The sequence below is a fragment of the Burkholderia sp. AU6039 genome (assembly GCF_002223365.1).
GTDB lineage: Bacteria > Pseudomonadota > Gammaproteobacteria > Burkholderiales > Burkholderiaceae > Burkholderia.
Map to the genome: position 1 here is coordinate 1571833 of NZ_NKFK01000003.1, position 18898 is coordinate 1590730.

The 18898-nt window shown below is 64.9% G+C and carries 26 protein-coding genes; 4 read left to right on the forward strand and 22 right to left on the reverse strand.

The features are described 5' to 3' along the window. Window positions 1-5 precede the first annotated feature (5 nt). The 11 genes from CFB39_RS09985 to CFB39_RS10035 form a co-directional block, all read right to left on the reverse strand. A complete protein-coding gene (locus tag CFB39_RS09985) occupies window positions 6-389 on the reverse strand; it encodes a DUF4054 domain-containing protein (RefSeq protein WP_089472933.1) in 384 nt (127 codons plus the stop codon). 63 nt (window positions 390-452) lie between these two features. Next, a complete protein-coding gene (locus tag CFB39_RS09990; RefSeq protein ID WP_089472934.1) occupies window positions 453-926 on the reverse strand; it encodes a hypothetical protein in 474 nt (157 codons plus the stop codon). Window position 927: 1 nt separating this feature from the next. Then, on the reverse strand, window positions 928-2019 hold the full coding sequence (locus tag CFB39_RS09995) for a DUF2184 domain-containing protein (RefSeq protein WP_089472935.1): 1092 nt from the start codon (window positions 2017-2019) through the stop codon (window positions 928-930). 69 nt (window positions 2020-2088) lie between these two features. Next, entirely contained in the window at window positions 2089-2595 is a 507-nt protein-coding gene (locus CFB39_RS10000; RefSeq protein ID WP_089472936.1) for a hypothetical protein, read from the reverse strand. A gap of 9 nt (window positions 2596-2604) precedes the next feature. Continuing rightward, complete coding sequence (locus CFB39_RS10005; RefSeq protein ID WP_089473265.1) at window positions 2605-4080, reverse strand: DUF2213 domain-containing protein; 1476 nt, start codon at window positions 4078-4080, stop codon at window positions 2605-2607. A gap of 145 nt (window positions 4081-4225) precedes the next feature. Then, on the reverse strand, window positions 4226-4747 hold the full coding sequence (locus CFB39_RS10010; protein ID WP_089472937.1) for a hypothetical protein: 522 nt from the start codon (window positions 4745-4747) through the stop codon (window positions 4226-4228). Between the two features lie 80 nt (window positions 4748-4827). After that, the gene (locus CFB39_RS10015) at window positions 4828-5583 is read right to left on the reverse strand and encodes a phage minor head protein (protein ID WP_089472938.1); all 756 of its coding nucleotides are present in this window, start codon (window positions 5581-5583) and stop codon (window positions 4828-4830) included. Next, entirely contained in the window at window positions 5580-7046 is a 1467-nt protein-coding gene (locus tag CFB39_RS10020; protein ID WP_089472939.1) for a DUF1073 domain-containing protein, read from the reverse strand. Before CFB39_RS10020 ends, CFB39_RS10015 begins: the two co-directional genes overlap by 4 nt. Before the next feature lie 20 nt (window positions 7047-7066). Continuing rightward, the gene (terL, locus tag CFB39_RS10025; protein ID WP_089472940.1) at window positions 7067-8620 is read right to left on the reverse strand and encodes a phage terminase large subunit; all 1554 of its coding nucleotides are present in this window, start codon (window positions 8618-8620) and stop codon (window positions 7067-7069) included. Next, complete coding sequence (locus CFB39_RS10030) at window positions 8571-9050, reverse strand: DUF2280 domain-containing protein (protein WP_089472941.1); 480 nt, start codon at window positions 9048-9050, stop codon at window positions 8571-8573. Before CFB39_RS10030 ends, terL begins: the two co-directional genes overlap by 50 nt. Before the next feature lie 20 nt (window positions 9051-9070). Next, window positions 9071-9736: a putative metallopeptidase gene (locus CFB39_RS10035; RefSeq protein WP_089472942.1), complete on the reverse strand. Its 666-nt coding sequence runs from the start codon at window positions 9734-9736 to the stop codon at window positions 9071-9073. A gap of 92 nt (window positions 9737-9828) precedes the next feature. Between CFB39_RS10035 and CFB39_RS10040 the strand changes: the two genes are divergently transcribed. Next, the gene (locus CFB39_RS10040; protein ID WP_089472943.1) at window positions 9829-10119 is read left to right on the forward strand and encodes a hypothetical protein; all 291 of its coding nucleotides are present in this window, start codon (window positions 9829-9831) and stop codon (window positions 10117-10119) included. A gap of 133 nt (window positions 10120-10252) precedes the next feature. Here CFB39_RS10040 and CFB39_RS10045 read toward each other — a convergent pair whose 3' ends face one another. From CFB39_RS10045 to CFB39_RS10075, 9 genes are read right to left on the reverse strand one after another with little or no spacing between them, the layout of a single operon-like run. Beyond that, window positions 10253-10846: a DNA-binding protein gene (locus tag CFB39_RS10045; protein WP_089472944.1), complete on the reverse strand. Its 594-nt coding sequence runs from the start codon at window positions 10844-10846 to the stop codon at window positions 10253-10255. Next, the gene (locus tag CFB39_RS10050) at window positions 10843-11169 is read right to left on the reverse strand and encodes a hypothetical protein (protein ID WP_089472945.1); all 327 of its coding nucleotides are present in this window, start codon (window positions 11167-11169) and stop codon (window positions 10843-10845) included. Before CFB39_RS10050 ends, CFB39_RS10045 begins: the two co-directional genes overlap by 4 nt. A gap of 11 nt (window positions 11170-11180) precedes the next feature. Beyond that, a complete protein-coding gene (locus CFB39_RS10055) occupies window positions 11181-11651 on the reverse strand; it encodes a RusA family crossover junction endodeoxyribonuclease (RefSeq protein ID WP_089472946.1) in 471 nt (156 codons plus the stop codon). Then, window positions 11648-11824: a hypothetical protein gene (locus tag CFB39_RS40175; protein ID WP_175878880.1), complete on the reverse strand. Its 177-nt coding sequence runs from the start codon at window positions 11822-11824 to the stop codon at window positions 11648-11650. The genes CFB39_RS10055 and CFB39_RS40175 overlap by 4 nt, the downstream gene beginning before the upstream one ends. Beyond that, window positions 11818-11994 (reverse strand): hypothetical protein, encoded by a 177-nt coding sequence (locus CFB39_RS40180; RefSeq protein ID WP_179257662.1) that lies wholly within the window; start codon window positions 11992-11994, stop codon window positions 11818-11820. Before CFB39_RS40180 ends, CFB39_RS40175 begins: the two co-directional genes overlap by 7 nt. Then, complete coding sequence (locus CFB39_RS10060) at window positions 11991-12251, reverse strand: hypothetical protein (protein ID WP_089472947.1); 261 nt, start codon at window positions 12249-12251, stop codon at window positions 11991-11993. Before CFB39_RS10060 ends, CFB39_RS40180 begins: the two co-directional genes overlap by 4 nt. Next, window positions 12248-13360, reverse strand: coding sequence for a DUF1376 domain-containing protein (locus tag CFB39_RS10065; RefSeq protein ID WP_089472948.1), 1113 nt, complete (start codon window positions 13358-13360; stop codon window positions 12248-12250). Before CFB39_RS10065 ends, CFB39_RS10060 begins: the two co-directional genes overlap by 4 nt. Beyond that, window positions 13357-14325, reverse strand: a complete 969-nt coding sequence (locus CFB39_RS10070; protein ID WP_089472949.1) for a site-specific DNA-methyltransferase — start codon at window positions 14323-14325, stop codon at window positions 13357-13359. The genes CFB39_RS10065 and CFB39_RS10070 overlap by 4 nt, the downstream gene beginning before the upstream one ends. Then, on the reverse strand, window positions 14322-15110 hold the full coding sequence (locus CFB39_RS10075) for a hypothetical protein (protein WP_256991388.1): 789 nt from the start codon (window positions 15108-15110) through the stop codon (window positions 14322-14324). The genes CFB39_RS10070 and CFB39_RS10075 overlap by 4 nt, the downstream gene beginning before the upstream one ends. A 134-nt stretch (window positions 15111-15244) precedes the next feature. Between CFB39_RS10075 and CFB39_RS10080 the strand changes: the two genes are divergently transcribed. Beyond that, on the forward strand, window positions 15245-15895 hold the full coding sequence (locus CFB39_RS10080; protein WP_089472951.1) for a hypothetical protein: 651 nt from the start codon (window positions 15245-15247) through the stop codon (window positions 15893-15895). 20 nt (window positions 15896-15915) lie between these two features. Here CFB39_RS10080 and CFB39_RS10085 read toward each other — a convergent pair whose 3' ends face one another. Continuing rightward, window positions 15916-16137 (reverse strand): hypothetical protein, encoded by a 222-nt coding sequence (locus CFB39_RS10085; RefSeq protein ID WP_179257663.1) that lies wholly within the window; start codon window positions 16135-16137, stop codon window positions 15916-15918. Continuing rightward, entirely contained in the window at window positions 16134-16508 is a 375-nt protein-coding gene (locus tag CFB39_RS10090; protein WP_089472952.1) for a hypothetical protein, read from the reverse strand. The genes CFB39_RS10085 and CFB39_RS10090 overlap by 4 nt, the downstream gene beginning before the upstream one ends. A gap of 455 nt (window positions 16509-16963) precedes the next feature. On the opposite strand from CFB39_RS10090, the gene CFB39_RS10095 reads away from it, so the two are divergent. Both CFB39_RS10095 and CFB39_RS10105 read left to right on the forward strand, forming a co-directional pair. After that, window positions 16964-17356, forward strand: coding sequence for a helix-turn-helix domain-containing protein (locus CFB39_RS10095; RefSeq protein ID WP_089472953.1), 393 nt, complete (start codon window positions 16964-16966; stop codon window positions 17354-17356). Window positions 17357-18470: 1114 nt separating this feature from the next. Beyond that, window positions 18471-18887, forward strand: a complete 417-nt coding sequence (locus tag CFB39_RS10105; protein WP_089472955.1) for a hypothetical protein — start codon at window positions 18471-18473, stop codon at window positions 18885-18887. Window positions 18888-18898 lie beyond the last annotated feature (11 nt).

Below are 18898 nucleotides of genomic sequence, written 5' to 3' on the forward strand. Positions count from 1 at the left end.
CAGCGTTACAGCTGAATGCCGCCCGAGCCCATCATCAGCGCGAGGCTGAGATAGCGGACGCCGTACATCGTGGCGTTCCAGAAGCCGCCGTCCTTGATGGCGACGGCCTCGGTGTTGTAGCTGGCGCTGACCTTGTCGACGGCCTTCGACGACTGCGGCCCCGTCACCTGCCCAGGCACGCCGCCGACTGCCGCCGTCTTCTGATCCTTCAAAGCCAACGCGAGATGATGCGCGGTGACCAGCGCGACACCCAGATCGGTCAGCTCGCCCCACCGATCCGCGTTGACGAGCGACACCGCGACGGTCATCCAGAACTGGACGAGCGAGTCGGGGTACGTCGTCGTGTCGTTGAACTCGGGAAACGATTGTCGGAACTGGGCGATGTCCACATGCCACCTTACCAAAATGCGGAATCCCGGCGCGCGCCAGCACGGCGCGGCGCCGGTAGGCCATTATGCCTTCTTCCCGCCGCCGGACTTCTGGGTCGCGCCGTCGGTTGCACCGTCCTTCGCGGCCGCCGCGGCGTCCTTCTGGGCTGCCTCGAAGGCTGCGACTCGCGCGGCGAGATCCTGCTCGCTCGCGGCAACCGCTGCTTCGCGCGCGTCGAGCGCGGCCGCACGGTCGTCCAGCCCCTTGCCGAAGGTATCGAGCTCGGTGCGCAGCTTTTCGAGGCGATCCGACTCGGCTTGGAGATCGGCCTTTGCCGCGGCCAGCGCAGCAGCCTGGTCCGCCGCGCCACTTTGCGAGCCGCTCGAATCGCCGGAATTCTCCGGCAGCGGGCCCGTGTGCGCCTTCGCGTACCAGTGCTCGGCAATGAAGTCCTCGACCTCCTGCACACCGGCCTCGATCCGGCGCACGACTTCCTCGCCCTCGTGGAGCAGCCGGATCGTGAACGCCGTCAGGACGCTGATCTTCGTCGTCGCCATGTCAGATCCCGTCCCGGTAAGCGGCCGTCGTGCCGTAGCGCCATTCGACGCGGCCGATACGCGACCAGTAGGTCGTGATCTGGAACAGCGAGCGGTACTCGAGCGGCGTACGCTGCAGGTCCGTCATCGGGAACTGGACGTACTTCTTGTCGCTGTTGTAGGCGACCATCCGGTCGACGGTGTTGAGCTGCCCTTGCGTGCCACCCGCGCCGGCGCCGATCAGCCACTTCAGCTCGAGGATTTCGAGCGGCGTGCCCTGCTGCGTGCAGATGTTGTTCTCGAGCAGGTACGTGAGGATCGACTTGCTGCCAGCGTTGCTGATGATGCGCGATGCGATACCGCCGAGCGTGGCCGGCGGCAGCATCAGGCGGTTGGGTTTCACCTTCCAGCCCGACGCTTGCCACGCCGAGGTCAGGATCTCGTTGACGTCCTTCAGGATCTCGTCCGGCGTCTTCGTGTTCCACTGCGGCGTGCCGGCCGCGCCGTTCGCGACGTTCGAAACGCTGCCGACGGCAGCCGTCGAATTCACGAGACCGGTGAAGCTCATCTGCGGATCGCCGTAATAGACGATCTGGTCGAGGTCCATGTTGCGCTTCATGTTCATCGCCTCGACCTTCTGCGAGTCGATGGGCATGCCGAGCGCTTGCGACTTGATCAGCTCGGGCACCGTGTACTTGACTTCGGCACCCCAGAGCAGCATCGGCTGTGCGGTCTTGCCGATGTCGACCGACGGGCCCGCCAGCGCGTTGCCCTCGTTCGAGATCCAGTTCAGACCGTTCGGGTTGATACCGCCGCTCATCCCGAACGCCGAGTTCGTGAACGACGCGACTTCGTCGGCCGCCGACACGTCGCTGCGGATGAAGATGTCGCGCGACCAGGTGTACTCGACGAGCGGCTCGTTGAGCGTCTGGTCGAGGCGTTCGAGCTGGCCGACGAGGAATGCGCCGGTCGAGTCGATCGTCTGGCGATCGTAGGTGTACTGCTGGTCCTGCGTGCGCGCGCGGATCAGCCGGCGCGTCGCGTCCGCGACGGCCGCCGACATCGGGATCGAGGCCCCGGCCCGGCGCAGGTGCTTCAGTTCGGACATGTCCATGTAATGGCTCCAGAAATGCAAAAGCCCCGCGACTGCGGGGCTTCGGGTGAAGCGCTGTTCAGCGCCGGATCAGATGTTGACGGCGATTTCGACGATGCCGTATGCGTCGGCCGGGCCGGTGAAGTACCAGTTCGCAGGCATCGCGACCGTGTTCGTACCGTCGGCTGCCGCTTCGAAACCGCCGAGCGGCTTGCCGGCGGCGGCCGCCGCGACGCGCACGTACACCGTACCGTTCTTCGTGGCCGGCGCGGTGCCGCCGAGCGCGGCGTTGAAGTAGCCGCGCTTCAGGATGTCCGTCGGGCCGCTCGTCGGCGGCGTCGACGTGCCGAGCGGATCCGTGCCGTTGCCCTGGATCGGGTACGCGCGGAGGTTCACGCCGTAGACGAGCGCCGCCGTGTCCGCCGCGTTGTTGATCGGCTGGATCTTGCCGTTCACCATCTTCACCGGAACGCCGAACGCCGTCGGCGGTGCTGCCGGGTCGATCAGCTGCGTCTCGATCGTGGCGACTTCGGCGCGCTGGAGGTCGCCGGCAAAGCCTGCCGGCATGCGATATTGATAAGCTTGCAACGAGGGCATGTCGGCTCCTTACTTGCGGACCTTCCAGAATTCCGCGTGGATTTCGTTGATGTCTTTCCGCTCGGTCTGAGTGGAATCGTTCGTCCGGCGCTGCGTCACACCGGAGTTCTTGCTGCGCACGACCTCCGACGCCGCGTTGAAGAACGCCGCGACGGAATCGCAGGTCATGCTGGCGACGTTCGCGCCGCCGACCACCGACTTGACCAGTTCGGCGTTCTCGTTGTCCAGCGCGGCGCGCAGCGCGCGGCGGCGCAGTACGCAGATGGCGTCGACCGTCTTCTTGCGGACCGCCTTCGCATCGAACGTCGGCAGTCGCACGCCCGGCGCGAGGATTTCGGCGCGCGAGAGCGCGTCCTGAAACTGGTCGCGCAGCGAGGTGCTGTCGCCCGTGCGTGCGCCGGTCTTGTCGTCGCCGCCACCCTCGCCGGCGCCGCCGTTGTCCGTCGTGCCGGTACCGAGCAGGTCTTCGTCATCGTCGTCCGCGTCGCCCGTCTGCGTGCCGCCGCCTTCGAGCTTCGTCACACGGTCGGCGAGCGCGTCGATCTTGCCGTTGGTGGCTTGGATCGCGTCGAGCACCTGCTTGAGCGGATCGACTTCGCCACCGGCTGCCGCGTCGTCGCCCGTCACGCCGCCGGCGCCGGCCTTCGGATCAGCACCGGTACCGGGCATGTGGATGTGAATCTGAGGCTGGCCTTCGCCACCCTCGCCACCTTCGTCGCCGGTCATCTCGCTCGCGACCTTCTCGAACGCTTCGGAATCGCGCGTCATGAACGCCTTGCGCAACGCGTCGACGAACTTGGAGCCTTTCTTGGTTGCCATGCTTGCATCTCCTGTCGGGAGTAGGTTGGAACTGCTATCCCCGATCGAACACACGGGGCCACAGCGGGCGCTTTTCACGAGGGCGACGTGGTTGCCCACGATCACCACCTGTCGCGCCCGCCCAGGCGCAATCTGTTCGTAGTCGGCGTCGTAGCCGTTGCTAACCTGAGTGAGCCCGTCGGCGCCCTTGCTCTGGACGCGGCGAATCGCCTCGACATCGGTGATCAGCAGGTCGGCGAGCATCAGCTCGGCCTGGTCACCCTCGCCTTGCCGCACGTTGCGGACCGTGCCGCGCGCCACCGACATGTAATTCGCCGGCGTCACGAAATCCGGCGGGTGGTCGATCGTGATCGGCTTGCCTTCGAAGCTGGCGAGCGTCTCGGGACTGAACAGCACGTCGGCCGTGCGCTCGGCGACGATGACGCCGTCCTTCGCCTCGATCTCCGGCAGCTCGAAGTAGGCGTAGTCCTGCGCGCCGACGCGCGCGATCGGCACGGCCTCGCAGAGCAGGAAGCCTTCCGGCGTGATCGACTGCCGCTCGCCGAGCTGCTCGGTCGCGTACACGCCCGACGCGATGATGCCGTCGCGGGTATGCGCGCGAGCGCGCGCGGCACCAGCACCGCAGCTGCAGGCGTGGTCCGCCGTGGGAATTCGAATGGTCCGCATCTGGAACAAAACTTGAAGTAAGTCGATGATTCGGCAGGGATTTCGCAAGTCTTGACGACTTAGCTATAATGCGAAGTGGGACGGTCGCCGGAGGTGAGCCGACTGCCGAAAGGCAGGGGGTGCCTTATTTAAACGACGACTGGCCCTATTCCCCTTCCCGCACCAGGCCCTGGTTGTAATACCGGTGGCCGTCGTAGAACACCTTCACCGTGATCACCGCCCGATAGCTCTTGCCGTCAAGCTTGAGCGGCGCTGAGTACGTCTCGACCGCCTTGACGTTCGGATCGCTGCGCTTGTCCGGTTGCGTGTCGATCAGCCGAGAGTTCGTCAGGAGGTCGGGCAACGCGGGGATGGAGCGCAGCACCTCATCGTGGCCGGTCGCGACGGTGTGCCTGATCCCGCCGTTCGTCACTTCGATCTGGTTGCCTGTCGCCGCATTCCTGAACTTCTTCCCGGCGAACTGCTTACCGTAGGCGATGGCCTTCTGGCGCAGTTCCTTCATGCTGGTGAAGTCGCCAAGCTCGTTGCCTTTCAGCGTCGTAGGGCCGGCCGCCGCTGCACCTGCGGCACCTCCAGATCCGAACTGGCCGTTCGCGGAGCGCGGGTGCTTCGATTCCTCCCACGACGTGTCATACGTGTGGAAGTAGATATGCAGATGCTTTGCCATGGGCCTGTCGGGTCATGCGGGCTCGGCCCGGCAACTACTCAAAACGAAGGCCAACGACCGGCCCCTCTCATCTCGCAAAATCAAGCCGACGGCAAAACCACTTCCGCCCAGCATCGGCAGTTGTAGATGCAGCCCGGATGCGCCCGCGCGCCGGTCCGCTTATCCGCGATCGGCGGCTTGTCCCATGTGAAAAACTTGCCTTCCAGCTCGCGATGGTCCTCGCGCACGTCCGAGTCTCCCGACGTCCGCCAGAAATATCCCGGGCTGCCGACGTCGAGCGCACGCGCCTCGGTGAGGGTCGCGGCCGTTCGACTGACCTCGGTTCTCGCGATCGTGTCGGCCCGGCTTTTCGCGACCTGCCCAGACTCCTGAATCGCCTTCGAGATCTGCGCAGCACGCGTGCCGTCGACGATTCCCTCGAGCGTCAATCGATGCACCCGCTCGGCTGCGTCGAGCGGAATCGACTTGATCAGGCGCACCTGCTCGGACAGGAGAGCGCGCATCGTCTCGCCGGTGGCCGCGCCGCGGATCTCGTCGCGCAGCGCGCGCGACATGTCGGCGGCCTGCTTCATCCACATCTGCTCGTCGCGCCGATTCAGGTCGGCGATCATGCGCGCCGCCGTCGCCTCGGCCCACGGGGCCAGCGCCTCGGCATACCGACGCAACAGTTCCTCGATCGTCGGCGCATACGACGCGTCATCGGCCGGAAAGCCGTTCACGAGAACACCGACCTGATGAGCGATTTTTCGCAACTGGCTGCCATACTGCCGCTCGGCACCGCTCAGCCGGACCGGGTTCTTGCGCCGGTCGCGCTTTCGATCGAGGGTGAGGATCATCGACGTCGGAATAGCCTGCGAAGCAGAGAATCGTTCGTTCGCGCGGCCGCGCCGGGCGCCGGGCCGAGCGGAAGCGCCGGATCAGTTCCCGGCGGGTCCTCGCCTTCCTCGTCGCGCTCGGCCTGCTCGATCGCTTCGTCAGGGATGTCGCCGAACATGCCGGTGTCGGGCGACGACGCCTTCAACTCGCGCATGCCTTGGCTGCGCGGAATCAGGTCGGCGTCGACGGCCTTCGTCACCGAGTCGACCGTTTTGTTGCCGATCTCCGCCTTCTCGGCGGCCGACATCTCCTGCAGCGGGTTGAACTCGTACGAGAAGTCCTCGGGGAGCGGCTGGCCGATTTCCGACCGGCACATCACGTCGAGCAGCCCGTGCAGCGGGTTACGCAGCCGCCGCTCCTGACGCGTGTGCACCTTCTCGTGATACAGCAGGCGCGACCCTTCGCCGGTGTCGCTCAGGCCGGCCGGCTGCTGACCGAACAGCCGATCGAGCGGGATGCCCGTCGCGCCGCTGAGCTGCATCGCGAACTGCAGCAAGACGTCGGACAGCCCGCTGAACGCGTACTGGTGCGTCTCGAACTTGTCGGTCGAGTCGATGAGAGTGATGCCCTCGTTCGACTGCCCGAGCCGGATCATTTCGACCTGCTTCAGCAGGCCATTGAGCGCCGGGCCGCCCGCCGCGATGATCTCGCGCAACTTCTCGACGCTCAGCGTGCGCAGATGCGCTTTGTAGACGAGCTGACCGGCGCCGACCGTCGCGCTGTCGAACGCGATCAGCCGATCCCACATCGGCTCGAGAATCGACAGGCCCCATCCGTTTTCGCTGATGCGCTGGTAGAACGGCAGTGCTTCGCCATCCATTCGCAGCACGCGCGAGTGGTGAATACGCCCCTGCGGCAACCCGATCGCCGTCGGCAGCACATCGTAGAACTTCGGCATGCCGAGGTCGGGACCGAACTCGGTCACGACTTCGCCGACCGGCGGCGCAACCATCCAGCGGTCGAGCACGAGCAGGCCCTTGAACTGGCCTTTCCCGATGGTCTCGCGCCGAAGCGGCTGCGACATGTCCTGACCGTCGATCAGCATCACGGCGATCGCGCCGCCGTACAGCTGCGCCCACTTGCCGGTGTCGCAGAGCTGGTCCCAGATCGCCTTGCGCGTCAGCGCCGTCTCCATCTTCGACACATCCGTCGGATCGAGCCCGGACATCTCGATGCCCTTGCGGGTCATGTCCTCCGGGATCGCGTCCACCGCGGCGCGCACGATCCACGACCCACGATATGCGGCCTCCAGCCAAACGCGGTTGCGGCTCTGATACGTCAGCGTGTACTGCGCTGCCGACGCCTGGTTATCGGCGCCCCAGCCCAGCCGCGCCTCGAAGTTGGCGAACGAGTCGACCGTGCGATGGGCGTGCGTTGCCGCCGGCGCGCGCGGCGGCCGGGTCTGTTGCTTCCGTTTCGACATTCCGGGAAATCCTGTCGTACTCAACCGGCAAGCCGCTCCCAGACCGACAGGTCCTTCGCGCCTCCCAGCATGTCGTTGATTGCGTCGACCATCGGATCGATCTGGTCGTCGTGCATGTGCGTGTCGTCAGCCGTGAACGAGTCGCACTCGGTCAAGAAGTCGCTGACCCATGGGGCATCCAGCGGGACGCCGACGTTGCCCGAGTCGATATGGCTCACGACGTCCATCACACGCGTCAGCTTGTCCTTCACGCGCTCGATGCCCTCGATCGGGATGCCTCCCTCGGCCTGAATGTCCTGAATCAGCCCGGTACCGCTGGACTTGTCCTCGACCTTCATCTGCCGCAGCACCGGTGCGCCGGGGTCGTCTGCGCCGATCGCCGCGTGCTTGTTCCAGAAGTCGATCGCGCGGCGCTTCAGCTCGGGGGCCTTCCACTTCCCGCGCACCAGGTCGATCAGGTACACACGGTTGTCGTACCCGAGGCCCCAGCACTCGAACACGCTGTAGTCGTTCCGCTCGGCGGTCTTCTGCGCCGTGTCCGCGAAAATCTTCCGGTACTGCAACTGCGGCAGCGCGCCGTAGCGCAGGAACTTGCCGCTTTGGATGATCCCGCCGCCCAGAGGCGACGGACGCTGCATGTACTGCCCGTTGAACACGTACGCGTCGGCCTTCTCGGACGCGAGCAGTTCCTGCAGCGGTTCCTTGTACGGCCAGTAGCTGAACCGGCCGCCCTCGTCTCGCTCGTCGCACTCGACGCGGTCGCGGATGTGCGCCGGCAGCTTCGCGACGTACTCGTCCGTGATCAGCGCCGGGATCTCGATGAACTCCCAGTCGCCTGGCAGCTTGCCGGCCTTGATGAAGCCCGTCGGGTCTTCCTCGGCGAGCCGCTGCATGATCACGATGATCGGCGTGTCGGGATTCGCCTTACGGCTCTTCACGGTCGACAGCAGCTTGCGGTTCGCCTTGTCGCGCGCGGTCTTGCTGTATGCGTCGTCGACCTTCAGCGGGTCGTCGATGATGATCGCGCCCTGCCAGCCCTCGGTCATGTGCCCGGCGCGGAAGCCGGTGATCTGGCCGCCGAGCGAAACGGCGTACACGCCGCCGGCCTTGCGGCCGTCGATCATCACGTTCCAGCGCTTCTTCGACTTCGCATCGTCGGCGATCGGGAGCGGCCACAGCGCCTGAAACTCGCCGGACTCGACGATGTCGCGCGCCGTCTCGCTGTTCAACAGCGCCAGGTCGTCCGAGTAGCTGATGTGCAGGAATCGCGCGCGCGGGTTCAGCGCGAGCCCGCGCGCGATCAGGTTGATCGCGACCAGCTCAGTCTTCGACGAGCCCGGCGGCACGTTGATGACGACGTTCTTCAGCTTGCCGTCGATCACGCGCTGCACCGTGTCGGCGATCAGCACGTGGTGCCAGTTGACCCGGAACTTGATCGCCTGCCGATGCTTGAAGAAGTACCGGCTGAAAAACAGGTGGTCCCGCTCGCACTTCGCCTTCAGGACGGCCCACTCGATGGCGGGGTCAATACTCGTCTTCGAGCTTGGCGACGGCGTCTGCGACCTGCTTTTCATCGACGACGACCGTCCTCTGATCGATTGGGGCGCCGTCCTTACCGGTATGTTCGAGCCGGTGCTTGTTCGTGAATGCGTCCCCTGATTCCTTGGCTGCCTGTTCGAGCAGTTGAGCCATCAGCGGGATGTTGCCGCGCTCCTCGGCGACGCCAACGGCGCGGTCGAGCTTGCGCAGGCGAACCGCGCGGTGCGCGACGCCGATGCGCGAGGTGTCTTTCAGGAACTCGTCTCGCGTGCGCTCGAAGATCTCGCGGTACTTCTTGCTGAGCGCCGAGCCGGCGCGCTTCGTCGGGTCGTACCGCTCGCACTGCTGCGGCGACACCTCGACGCCGAACTCCGCGCGCACGGCCTTCGCGGCGCGCGACGGCGTGTCGAAACAGGCGAGCGCCTGCGTGACGAACACCTTGATCGGTTCGGGAAGTGCGGCCATGGCGGAAAACGTTCAGGTTGCTATGCGGCCCGCAGGATGCAGGTGCCGCAGGCCCGGGCGATATTGACGTGGCCGACCTCCGGTGCGCGTCGCGCGGCGTCGACAAGCTTCGCGGTGTCGCCGGCCCCGCCGCCGACGCCGTAGCGTCGGACGATCCCGACGAATTCCTCGACGTCGTGCCCGCGGATGCCGAGCTTCGGCATGCCATCCTTCGTGAAGGCCGGCGCGCCGAACCCGTCAGCACGCTGACCGATGTGATACAGCTCATGCTCGATGAGCGCGCACCACTGCAGGTCATTGCACTCGCGCGCGTAATGCGCGTCGAGCGTGATCAGGAACGCCGGCACGCGGCCGAACCATTCGCAGAGCTGCTGCTCCTGCCGCGCGCGCTGCCAGCCGCCGGCGCGGATCATCACCTCTTCGCACTGGCCGACGACGCGGCGCATCTGGCGCACGTTCTCGACGGCGGCCCAGAGGTAGGCGACGTCCGCGTCGACCAGGTGCGCGTGATCTTCGTTATGCAGCGGCGCGCCGTCGCGCAGGAACGTTTTGGTCACCCACTCGGCGACGCCGTCGGCTGGCGCGAGATGGCGAAACCAGTTCGACTCGTCGAAGAGCATATCGGGCGGCGCAGGACGGGTGCCGGCTGCTACGACCGCAACATCGGACCGACGCGCACGCGACATTTTTTTGCTCCGGGCCGGATTGGCGCCCTTGAATTCAGGATCGACGGCTATACGTCATTTAGCTGGCATGTGCCAGCTAACCGAGAAGTGCCATGGACCTGTCAAAGTACCCGAAGGATGTGGTCGACCGAGCAATCACCGAGGCCAATTCCCTGCTCATCGATGCGATTCTGAAACGCATCTCCGAAAACCGTCCCGAGGTGGTTCGATTGGTCGCGGACGAGGCGCTGTCCAATGTCGCACAAGCCACCTCGTTCGAGGGCGAGACGTCCGTCGAAGATCTGACGAAGATCGTGATCGAAGGCCGAGCCCAAATGCTCATCGACGAGCTCACCCCGAAGAGCTCGCTCGGTGGTGGTTTCCCGAGCACAGTGAAACCCTAATCGTCGGACGCTGGCTGGCAACCGAGGATAGAGCGCAGAAACGCAAAAGCCCGCTTTCGCGGGCTTTTTTGCTTTGGACGCACGTATGACGTGTATCGAATATCGCGGATTATTGTGTGCGAAACACACATTGTCAAGCGGTCGATCGTTCCTGCAGTAATCCGAGCTCGCTGAACCGTCGCTCGATCACCGACCATGCGAGCCCCTCGACGCCCGCCTCGCCGGCCTTCTTATCGCCCACGATCCACTTTCGCACCGCGGAGTTGTGCTTGCTGACGGTGTTCACGTGCGCCTCGCAGTCGTGCGCGATGTCGACCAGGTCGCACTTCACGCCGAACAGACGCTCGATGATCGCCCGACGCACACGATAGTGCGAGAAGCCCGAGCAGTATGCGGCAGACGCTCGGATCAGCCACCCGATCGCCGCCTGCCATTCGAGATTCGGCGTCCGGCCGCTGCAGCACGCCGCGCCGCATGAGCACGGCAGGTCGTGCGGTGCGGCGCGCGCGACGATCACGGAGAGGTGCAACTCGGGCAGTTCCCAGAGGTGCCGCCGGATCTCCCCTGCCTGGCCGGCGCCGTCGAGCCCGACCAGACCCATGCCGGTACCGATCGACTCGCCGCGCAGACGCTTCGCCATCATCGTCTCGCCGTACTGCTGCCCCGAGTAGCAGAGCGCAAAGCGCACGGCGTCGAACGCCGACTTGAACTCGACGACGTCGCTCATCGTGCACCTCGCGTCGTCATCGCCAGCGCCTGCCGCGTGTTGAGCTCGAGCATGTAACCCGTCAGGTTGCTCGTGAAGTCCGGACGGATGCGCGTGTCGACGTGCGAGCCCGGCGAGCGGCTCGTGCCCGCGAGCGAGTACACGCGGCCGCGGCTCTCCGAATGGCAGTCGAGCCGCGCGAGCGCGACGTCGAGCGCGAGCAGCTGGCGCACCGACGACACGGGGTGCTTCAAGCGTCGAGCGAGGTCGTGCGCCGAATATCGGATGCCGGGCTTCATCACTCCGATCAGCCCGTTGATGGTGAGTTTGCTTTTTGCTTTCAAGGCCCCGCTCCTTATGCTGACTTCAGATTCAACTCGATCGCCTCGACCCGCACACCCGGCGTGCGCGCGTAACGCTTCGACACCCAGAGGTCGACGACCTGGCCGTCGTCGACGTACACCACTCCGTTCATGCCGTCTTTCAACGCCTTGACAACGTTGTCGGCATCCGGCTTCTTCGTCGCGCCGATGGCGCCGACGGCAGCTTCGCCCTGGCGCCTCATCGACCAACTCGCCGGGATCGGCAGGCCGATGTGCACGATCAGGCGGATCGGGCCGGCGTATGGCGTGGCGCTGCGCATCGCTGCGCGGGCGGCCATCTTCACGAGGTTCTCGTATCGCTCGGTCTTCTCAGGCGTGTAGGTCGTGACGTGCGCGCCGCGGCGCGCGAACTTCGGGCGTCCCTTCGCGACCGGCGTACCGGGAACGACGAACTCGACGCGGCGCGCGACCGGCGAGGCCGTGATGAGGGTTTGCTGGCTCATCGAAGCACCTCCAGCGAGAGCCGGCCGAAGCGGTAGACCTTGCGGTAGCCATAGCGCTCCGAGAAGTAGCGCCGGTGGTCGATCTCGAATGCAAGCCCCTTGCCGCGCAGGCGGAAGAAGAAGCCCTGCCGGTGCACGCAGACAAACGTGTCGCGGGAGATTTTGATCAGCATGCCGACACCTCGCGCGAGGGCCGCTCCGCCGTCTCGGCCGGCTTGTGCGCATCGCAGTAGTCGCGCCCCTTGTGCGTCCATTGCGCCTTCACGCGCGGGCCATGAGCCGCGCATTCGCAGCAGTAGCGATGGCCGCCGGCCTGCTTCATCGCTTTCGTGATCCGCTTCATGCCGTCACCTCGTCGCTCACGTCGTCGGTCACCGGCACGCCGCTGATCGGGCGCAACCACGCGTCCGGAATCCATCCGGTCTTGAGCTCGCACGGCCGAAACGTGAGAACGTCCGTCCCCGGGATCGGTGTCGGTGCCTCGACGTACCAGCAGAAGCCGAAGCCCAGGTAGTCGCCGTAGGGTGCTTTCACCTCGACGATGCGGTCGCGGGCTTTGCCGCACGTGATCACGGCCATGTCGCCGACTTTGCAGTTCATCGCCCTTCCCCCATCAAAGCGCCGGCCGAGACGGGGCCGGCAGTGTTGCGAAACGCGCGGTTGTGGTCGTCCCACCACGGGCCGTCGCCCGCGGCGTCGAACACGCGCAGCTTGAAATCGAACGGAGGTTCGTCGCGACCCTGCTCGACGCCGAGCGTGCCGCCGTGCTCGACGATTCCGGTCCACGAGCGCCACCAGTCGCCGACGGCGCGCGTCCCGGGCACTGGCTTCGCGGCGCGCGCGGCGAGCAGATCGCCGAGGATCAAGTCGAGCAACCCGGCGTTGAGCGGCTGCTCGGAGCACTCGCGCTCACGCCGCTTGCGGCCCGTGGCGATGGCAGCACGCAAGTCGTCGGCCGTCACGCCGCGCCCGGGCCAGCTCGCCAATCGCGCGTCATCGGCGGCGAAGCCGACGCCCGACGAGCGAAGGATTTCGACGAAAGCGGCGGCGGCGATCGGCGGGTCGCCCGCTACTGCCTGTGCTGTGCCGCCGCCGCTTAGGTTTACGTTTACTTCTCCCTCTCCTTCTCTCTTGCGATCGGGGGGCGAATCGGGGGGCGATGCTTCAGGTGATCGGGGGGCGATCGGGTCGGGATCGCGACGCGAATCGGATACGATGTCCTTCACCTGCTTTTTTCGCAGCCATTCGGATTGGGGGGCGACGCCCTTTAGTAGCGTGGCGGCCTCAACAACCTGCGCGCGCACGGCGACCGTATCGATCTCGATGCCCCAGCGCTTGGCGTTGCCGACCGAACCGGACAGGCTGCTCGTGAGCTTCGACAGCCACGCCTCCAGCACCTTTTCGGCGGCCACGGGGTGATACAGACGGCCATCGGCACACTTCACCCAGCCACGCAGCGCGTGGTCCTTCACGCGCTTCCAGTTCTTCGCCTGCGACAGATGGCCGAGCATGCGGTCGTCGGCCGGCAGGCTGGCGGCCGGGATCTGGTGCCAGCTCTCCAGCCACAACGAGATCGCGGCCGCACGCTCATCGCCGCTGCCGAGGATCCACGTTTCGGACGTGAGGAGCCGCTTCACCTCGATCGGCATGAACGGGAAGTCGCGGAGATTGCAGTCCGCTGGGGTGAGAGGATTCGGGAGCTGATTCATGCAGATTCCAGCATCAGGCTCGGCTGCCGCAAGCGATCGCGCTGCAGCGCCTCATATTCAGGGTTAAGCTCGCAGCCGAGAAAGCGCCGACCAAGCCGCTGCGCGACCTGGCCCGTGGTGCCGCTGCCGAAGAACGGATCGAACACGACGTCGCCCGGCCGGCTGCCGGCGAGCACGCACGGCTCGACCAGCGCTTCGGGGAATGTGGCGAAATGTGCGCCGTCGAACGCCTGCGTCGGGATCGTCCAGACGCTTCGGCGGTTGCGCGTGGTCACCTGCTCGTTCACCGAGCCAGAGAACGACGCGTTCTGCTTCGCGCGCGGCTTGGCGACAGCGTCATAGCCGCGGCCGAAACCGACGCCCGTGCCGGCGTAGCGGCCGGCCTTCTCCCGGTGGCCGCCAGGGCCCGTATCCCATCCAGCCGGCTCACGCGCCTTCGGGTTGACGCCAGATCCGCGCGCATGCGCGGTACCGCTGACAGGCTCCTGCATCGCGTCAAAGTCGTAGAAGTACTTTTCGCTCTTGCTGAGCAGGAACAGGTACTCGTGCGCCTTTGTACAGCGATTGCGCACGCTCTCGGGCATCGGGTTCGGCTTGTGCCAGACGATGTCCTGACGCAGATACCAGCCGGCGTCCTGCAGCGCAAATGCCAAGCGCCAAGGCTGACCGGTCAGTTCTTTCGGCTTGATGCCGTCTGGCCGGCTCGCGATGTATCCGTCACCCATGTTCACCCAGGCGATACCATCGGCGGCGAGGAGCTGGCGCGCGAGGTCGAACACGTCGACCATCGTGCTGATGAACTCGCGCAATGTCGGTTCGAGGCCGATCTGACCGTCAACCCCATAGTCGCGCAGCCCCCAGTACGGCGGCGACGTCACGATCGTCTGGACGCGCACGCCGTCGGCGATCATCGCGCGCATCAGGTCGCGGCAGTCGCCGCGATGTGATCTATCGATCCAGTTCACGCGACCTCCCGCGCAATGTGCGGCAGCGGCTCGGCAGCCGATTCGATCGCAACCTGGACGCGCTCGAGCTGCTGACGGAGTCGCTTGACCTCGGAATCGATACTGACCCGGCGCGCGGCTTGCTTGCAGGCGCTGGCAATTTCCCACGCCCCAGCGCTCCCCGGAAGCCCGAGCGCATGCGCGAGCTCGATGCGAGCGCTGTCGATCTGGGCGGCATCGCGATGGGCACTCTCCTTCGCCCGATCGAGGATCAGGCGGCGCTCGTCTTCGGCTTCTTGCGCCAGCCCTTCCAGCCGCTCGGTGGCAACCTCAAGGCGCCGTTCCGCGTGCAGCCGATCTCTCACGGCATCCGCGACGATGTCGCCGAGCCGCTGTCGAATCTTCTTCTCGAGCGTCCACTCGTTATGGAGCCCGACCCGAAGCTGTTCGAGGTTCGAGTTCGCGAGCCGAGCCATTCCGTCGATGATCAGCTTGATCCACGCGTCGCGCGGCAGGTTGTCGACGTTCTTCAGCGTCGGCCCCTTCAGCGAGCGCCAGCCGTCCGGGCCCCGCACGATCAGGCCGCAGCCGGCCGGGATGTCTTCCTTCTTCAGCAGGCCGGCCGGCGCAGCGAAGATCACGCCCGCGGCGAAGCGCAGGTATGACGTCCACTTCCCCGCCGTCACGTCGCGGCGGAAGTCGGCGACGCTGATCTTGCATTCGTAGGCGACCGGCTGGAACCGCGAGAACGAGCATGGCACGGTGTAGACGTCCGGCCGCGGCGAGCCGGCCGGCCCGAGCTGCATGTCGGTCCATACGAGGCGATCGGACGCGCCGCGAAGATGCGCGGCGAGATCTCGCGCGAGATCGTCGTGGTTCCAATTCATGCGCCCTCCGCCGGGCGTGCTACGATCGCCCAAAAATTGAAAACGGGGGAAGCATGAAACGCGCGTGGGAAGTCACGCAGCTGGCGTTCGTCTGGCTGCTGATCGCAATCGGATTCTTGGCTGTGTACCGCGTATGGACGATCGTCGCGCTGGCGGTCGGATCGACGAAGGATTTCTGGGATATCGCGGCCGCGATTGGAACCTGTGGCGCAGTAATTGTCGCGCTCCATATTGCCTCCGCTGATACGCGCCGAAAGCAGCGAGATGAACTCGCTGCCGCACGTGTTAGCGCATCGGGAATGTATGCACGCATTGGCGTTGTTCACGGCATGCTTCGTTCGATACAGCGGAACATTTCGGAGGCGCTGGCAAACGGTTGCGGCCCTGCGACTATTCCAGCAATCGGGGTGGTGCTTGCTGAGATCCCTGCAATCGAAATCGACGAGCTGGCTCCTTTGATCCCTCTCGGAAATCACTGCGCTGAGAATTTCACGGCAGCGCTTGACAGAATTCGAATTGCTAAACAGATCATTGCAACGGAAGGAGAGAAGCCCAAACCCACGAAGGAAAGTCGGCAGGAGTGTCTCGAATTCGTCAATTCCATTCTTCTTGAGGCGTTCAACATGATCGACAGAGGATCGGAAACTATCGGCGATTGCTCTCATGCCTTCCGCAAAAGCTATGCGCCTGCGACCAAACCCTGAATTGCACGTTGTGAGCGATGTCAGCACGGTCCGCCCTCCTTCTGGGCTTCGATCGGCGCCGCCTCGGGCCGCACGCGCTCGAGCATCCAGAGCTGGTCCGGACGGAACGCGAGGTAGTCCTGCGGGGGATCGCGGAAGATGAAAAGGTGCTTGTTCTCGACGATGCCGAGGTAGGTCATGGGGCGCCCGAGCTTTCGGGCGAACGGCTTGCCGACGTCGCGCTGGCTGAGAATCAGCGTCATGCCGCCGCCTGCCGCTGGCCGAACGCCTGCTGCACGAACTCGCCGATCGCCTGCTGGCTGAGCCGGCGGTATTCGTCGATCGCCTTGCGTTCCTGGATGGCGAGCCACTGGCGCGGGTAGTCGCAGCCCGTGAACATGCAGAACAGGTGCAGCTTCGTCGCCGGAAACGGCCGACGGCCGGCGACCAGGTCGCCGAAGTGCGGATAGTGAATGTCGCAGTTGCGCGCGAGCGTCTTGCGATCGAAGCGCCGCAGCCCGAGCTCGAGCGCGTGCGCGAGGCAGTCCTCGAAGCTCATCGCTTCGATTTCCCCGTCCGGCAGCGTCGCCGCCTGAACCCACGGCGCAAACATCCTGAATTCGGTCTGGTTCATACGAAAAATCAATCGTTACCCAGTTGATTACCCACTTGCTTACCCAGTTAGGCCGGGCTCGAAATAAAGGCCAGGTCCACACCTGGCCAACATTGGAGAAAACAGTCCTGCCGCGATGAACGAACCGGCTACGTCACAAAAAATCGAGGCGGCCCGAACATCGCTCGGCCCGAGGACACCCGCTTCACGCGCTCTCGTTCACGGACGCACACCGTTCCGCATGCAGGGCCATCACGCGACTCGCGATCGCAAACGAAACACGCGAGCCGCGGGCTCCCCTGAGAAGCGCGGAAATGAGGGATTGCGAGCACGGAATCAGTCCGGCCAGCTGGGATTGGGTGAGCCCCGAACCAAGGAGATCGGAGACGGCTTTTTGGATGTCCATGGCCCAGTATCACATTTGTGTTTGATGCGGTCAACACAAATCGAATGGGTCGTTCTATTACGATTGTGATATGTACACGCTAGCCGACAGACTGAAATGGGCGCGAGCCCGAGCCGGCCTATCCCAAGAGGAATTGGGAGAAAAGGCCGGCGTTTCCCAATCGACGATTGGGAATTTGGAGGCCGGGACACGCAATAGCGCCCGCCGCCTTCCTCAAATTGCCGACACGCTCGGCGTGAGTGCGCTATGGCTCGCCGAGGGGAAAGGCAAACCGACGTCGGATGCCGATACCGCGGAAAGCTACGATTCCGCGCTGGTTACCGCGAGCGCAGGCGCGAAGGCACTAATCGACGCCATCCTTAAGGCAGACAAGGCTGGTGAGCCGGCACAAACGTTCGCGCTGATGCTTCGGATGCTTCCGAATCCGGACGAGCCATTTCGCCTGGAAGACCCGTCCCGCTGATAGGCGTCAAATTCCAGTCGTTTAGCAATGCACGCCGGCGCAGAGTAACGTCCCCCGTTACAGCGCCGCGCGCCCAAACCCCCGGCCCTTGCAGTATTACGAGCCAGTCGTGCTGCCCGTCCCAGCATCTCTCAATCACCCGCACCAGTAGCCCGATCCGATCGGACACCCCGCACTTCGTCACGATCGCCAAATCCCCAGGCTTGCATCGCAGACGCACCTTCACTTCTTGTTTCATCAGTCGCCCTCGTCTCTCTGCATCGAACACTGTATGAATGTACAGTAGTTTAGTACCAGATCCGGGTAGCTTTCAACTGGTGTCAGCAACTGCTTAATGGCGGGGCCTCAGCCGCACGCTCACCGCCCCTTGTTACAAACTTTTCCCACCAAAATCACATTTGTGTTGACTGTGCTAAATCACGTATGTGATTATTCGTTCAACGCGGCACCGACGCCGCGCCACCGCCCAAAGCGGATCGCTCTCTAACAATCGAAGGTAAGCCGGGACCGCACTTGCGGAGCAACCGGCCGGCGCGATCAGCGTCGTGAATCAGGACAGGCGCAGCGCGCTAGGCCGATGTTTGGCTACCGCTTGCAGGCTTGAACGAACCTGATGCAAGACAGCCAGCACCACGTGACCGATGGCGTCGTAATCGGCACAAACCTCGCGCGGCCCGGAGCCGGCACGGCCGGGAGTAGCCGGGCGCGCGAGTGATGCAGTCTCATGGAGCCGGAATGCGCAGGCTGATGCGCACCCAGTCGAATGCTGGAGTCCCGAAGCCGGAGATCAGCGCCGGCCCGGCTCCATGAGCCCGTATCGAAAATGCGCCCGGGTAGATGGACATCCAACTCCATCGGTGAGCGCGACTCGCCAGCCCTGCGAGGAATAAACGAATTGGGCCCGTCACCTCAGAAAGCGGGCTTGGCAAGCCGACGGAAGGTCAAGAGGACGGCCGGGATGCTAACCGGCGCCGGATAACGTAACCGGCACTTCTCACAGTTCTGACCGGTGGCGGTTCGTAATCTCGAGGCGTCACCAGTGAGAGCTGCGCTCGCAGCATTGCAGTTCAAGACTGCCGTTTGATTAGCAATCCTACTTTAAACAGAGGGCGCTATGAACACTCCTCTACCTCATCACAACAACGTCCGCATCCTGCCCGCACGGATAGACCGACGTGCGGACCAGTTGCAGGCCACGGCAGACGATGCCGCTCTGGCGCGCGACGAACGCAACGAAGCGATCGCCGACGCCATCACGTTCGACGTGCTGCCGTTCTCCGTCGAGCAGATCGCCGTGCTCGACGCCGCGCTGCGCCGCGGTTACATCGAGGACGTGTACGAGGTTTGGAACGTCTGCAAGGACGTGCTCGCCGCAGAGATAAAGCGTCGCGTCGCCGACGCCGATCTCGCCGGCGCCGCGCCTCGCTTCGAAAACGTCGGTTGCTCGCAATGCGGCCGCGGCTTCGGCCCGGGCAACGGCGGGTTCTCCCACTGCGCCGACCACATCGGTCGACACGCGCTCGACGGCTGATCAGCGCCGCC

What these genes read in the sequence shown, in the direction of transcription:
- CFB39_RS10060 (WP_089472947.1), bottom strand. Translation starts at nt 12,251, where the DNA reads ATGAACTGCAAAGTCGGCGACATGGCCGTGATCACGTGCGGCAAAGCC.
- CFB39_RS09995 (WP_089472935.1), bottom strand. Translation starts at nt 2,019, where the DNA reads ATGGACATGTCCGAACTGAAGCACCTGCGCCGGGCCGGGGCCTCGATC.
- CFB39_RS40180 (WP_179257662.1), bottom strand. Translation starts at nt 11,994, where the DNA reads ATGAAGCGGATCACGAAAGCGATGAAGCAGGCCGGCGGCCATCGCTAC.
- CFB39_RS10030 (WP_089472941.1), bottom strand. Translation starts at nt 9,050, where the DNA reads ATGGCCGCACTTCCCGAACCGATCAAGGTGTTCGTCACGCAGGCGCTC.
- CFB39_RS10075 (WP_256991388.1), bottom strand. Translation starts at nt 15,110, where the DNA reads ATGCAGCTCGGGCCGGCCGGCTCGCCGCGGCCGGACGTCTACACCGTG.
- CFB39_RS10040 (WP_089472943.1), top strand. Translation starts at nt 9,829, where the DNA reads ATGGACCTGTCAAAGTACCCGAAGGATGTGGTCGACCGAGCAATCACC.
- CFB39_RS10095 (WP_089472953.1), top strand. Translation starts at nt 16,964, where the DNA reads ATGTACACGCTAGCCGACAGACTGAAATGGGCGCGAGCCCGAGCCGGC.
- CFB39_RS10045 (WP_089472944.1), bottom strand. Translation starts at nt 10,846, where the DNA reads ATGAGCGACGTCGTCGAGTTCAAGTCGGCGTTCGACGCCGTGCGCTTT.
- CFB39_RS10085 (WP_179257663.1), bottom strand. Translation starts at nt 16,137, where the DNA reads ATGACGCTGATTCTCAGCCAGCGCGACGTCGGCAAGCCGTTCGCCCGA.
- CFB39_RS10090 (WP_089472952.1), bottom strand. Translation starts at nt 16,508, where the DNA reads ATGAACCAGACCGAATTCAGGATGTTTGCGCCGTGGGTTCAGGCGGCG.
- CFB39_RS10000 (WP_089472936.1), bottom strand. Translation starts at nt 2,595, where the DNA reads ATGCCCTCGTTGCAAGCTTATCAATATCGCATGCCGGCAGGCTTTGCC.
- CFB39_RS10015 (WP_089472938.1), bottom strand. Translation starts at nt 5,583, where the DNA reads ATGATCCTCACCCTCGATCGAAAGCGCGACCGGCGCAAGAACCCGGTC.
- CFB39_RS10035 (WP_089472942.1), bottom strand. Translation starts at nt 9,736, where the DNA reads ATGTCGCGTGCGCGTCGGTCCGATGTTGCGGTCGTAGCAGCCGGCACC.
- terL (WP_089472940.1), bottom strand. Translation starts at nt 8,620, where the DNA reads ATGAAAAGCAGGTCGCAGACGCCGTCGCCAAGCTCGAAGACGAGTATT.
- CFB39_RS10055 (WP_089472946.1), bottom strand. Translation starts at nt 11,651, where the DNA reads ATGAGCCAGCAAACCCTCATCACGGCCTCGCCGGTCGCGCGCCGCGTC.
- CFB39_RS09990 (WP_089472934.1), bottom strand. Translation starts at nt 926, where the DNA reads ATGGCGACGACGAAGATCAGCGTCCTGACGGCGTTCACGATCCGGCTG.
- CFB39_RS10005 (WP_089473265.1), bottom strand. Translation starts at nt 4,080, where the DNA reads ATGCGGACCATTCGAATTCCCACGGCGGACCACGCCTGCAGCTGCGGT.
- CFB39_RS10010 (WP_089472937.1), bottom strand. Translation starts at nt 4,747, where the DNA reads ATGGCAAAGCATCTGCATATCTACTTCCACACGTATGACACGTCGTGG.
- CFB39_RS10105 (WP_089472955.1), top strand. Translation starts at nt 18,471, where the DNA reads ATGAACACTCCTCTACCTCATCACAACAACGTCCGCATCCTGCCCGCA.
- CFB39_RS10020 (WP_089472939.1), bottom strand. Translation starts at nt 7,046, where the DNA reads ATGTCGAAACGGAAGCAACAGACCCGGCCGCCGCGCGCGCCGGCGGCA.
- CFB39_RS40175 (WP_175878880.1), bottom strand. Translation starts at nt 11,824, where the DNA reads ATGCTGATCAAAATCTCCCGCGACACGTTTGTCTGCGTGCACCGGCAG.
- CFB39_RS10065 (WP_089472948.1), bottom strand. Translation starts at nt 13,360, where the DNA reads ATGAATCAGCTCCCGAATCCTCTCACCCCAGCGGACTGCAATCTCCGC.
- CFB39_RS10080 (WP_089472951.1), top strand. Translation starts at nt 15,245, where the DNA reads ATGAAACGCGCGTGGGAAGTCACGCAGCTGGCGTTCGTCTGGCTGCTG.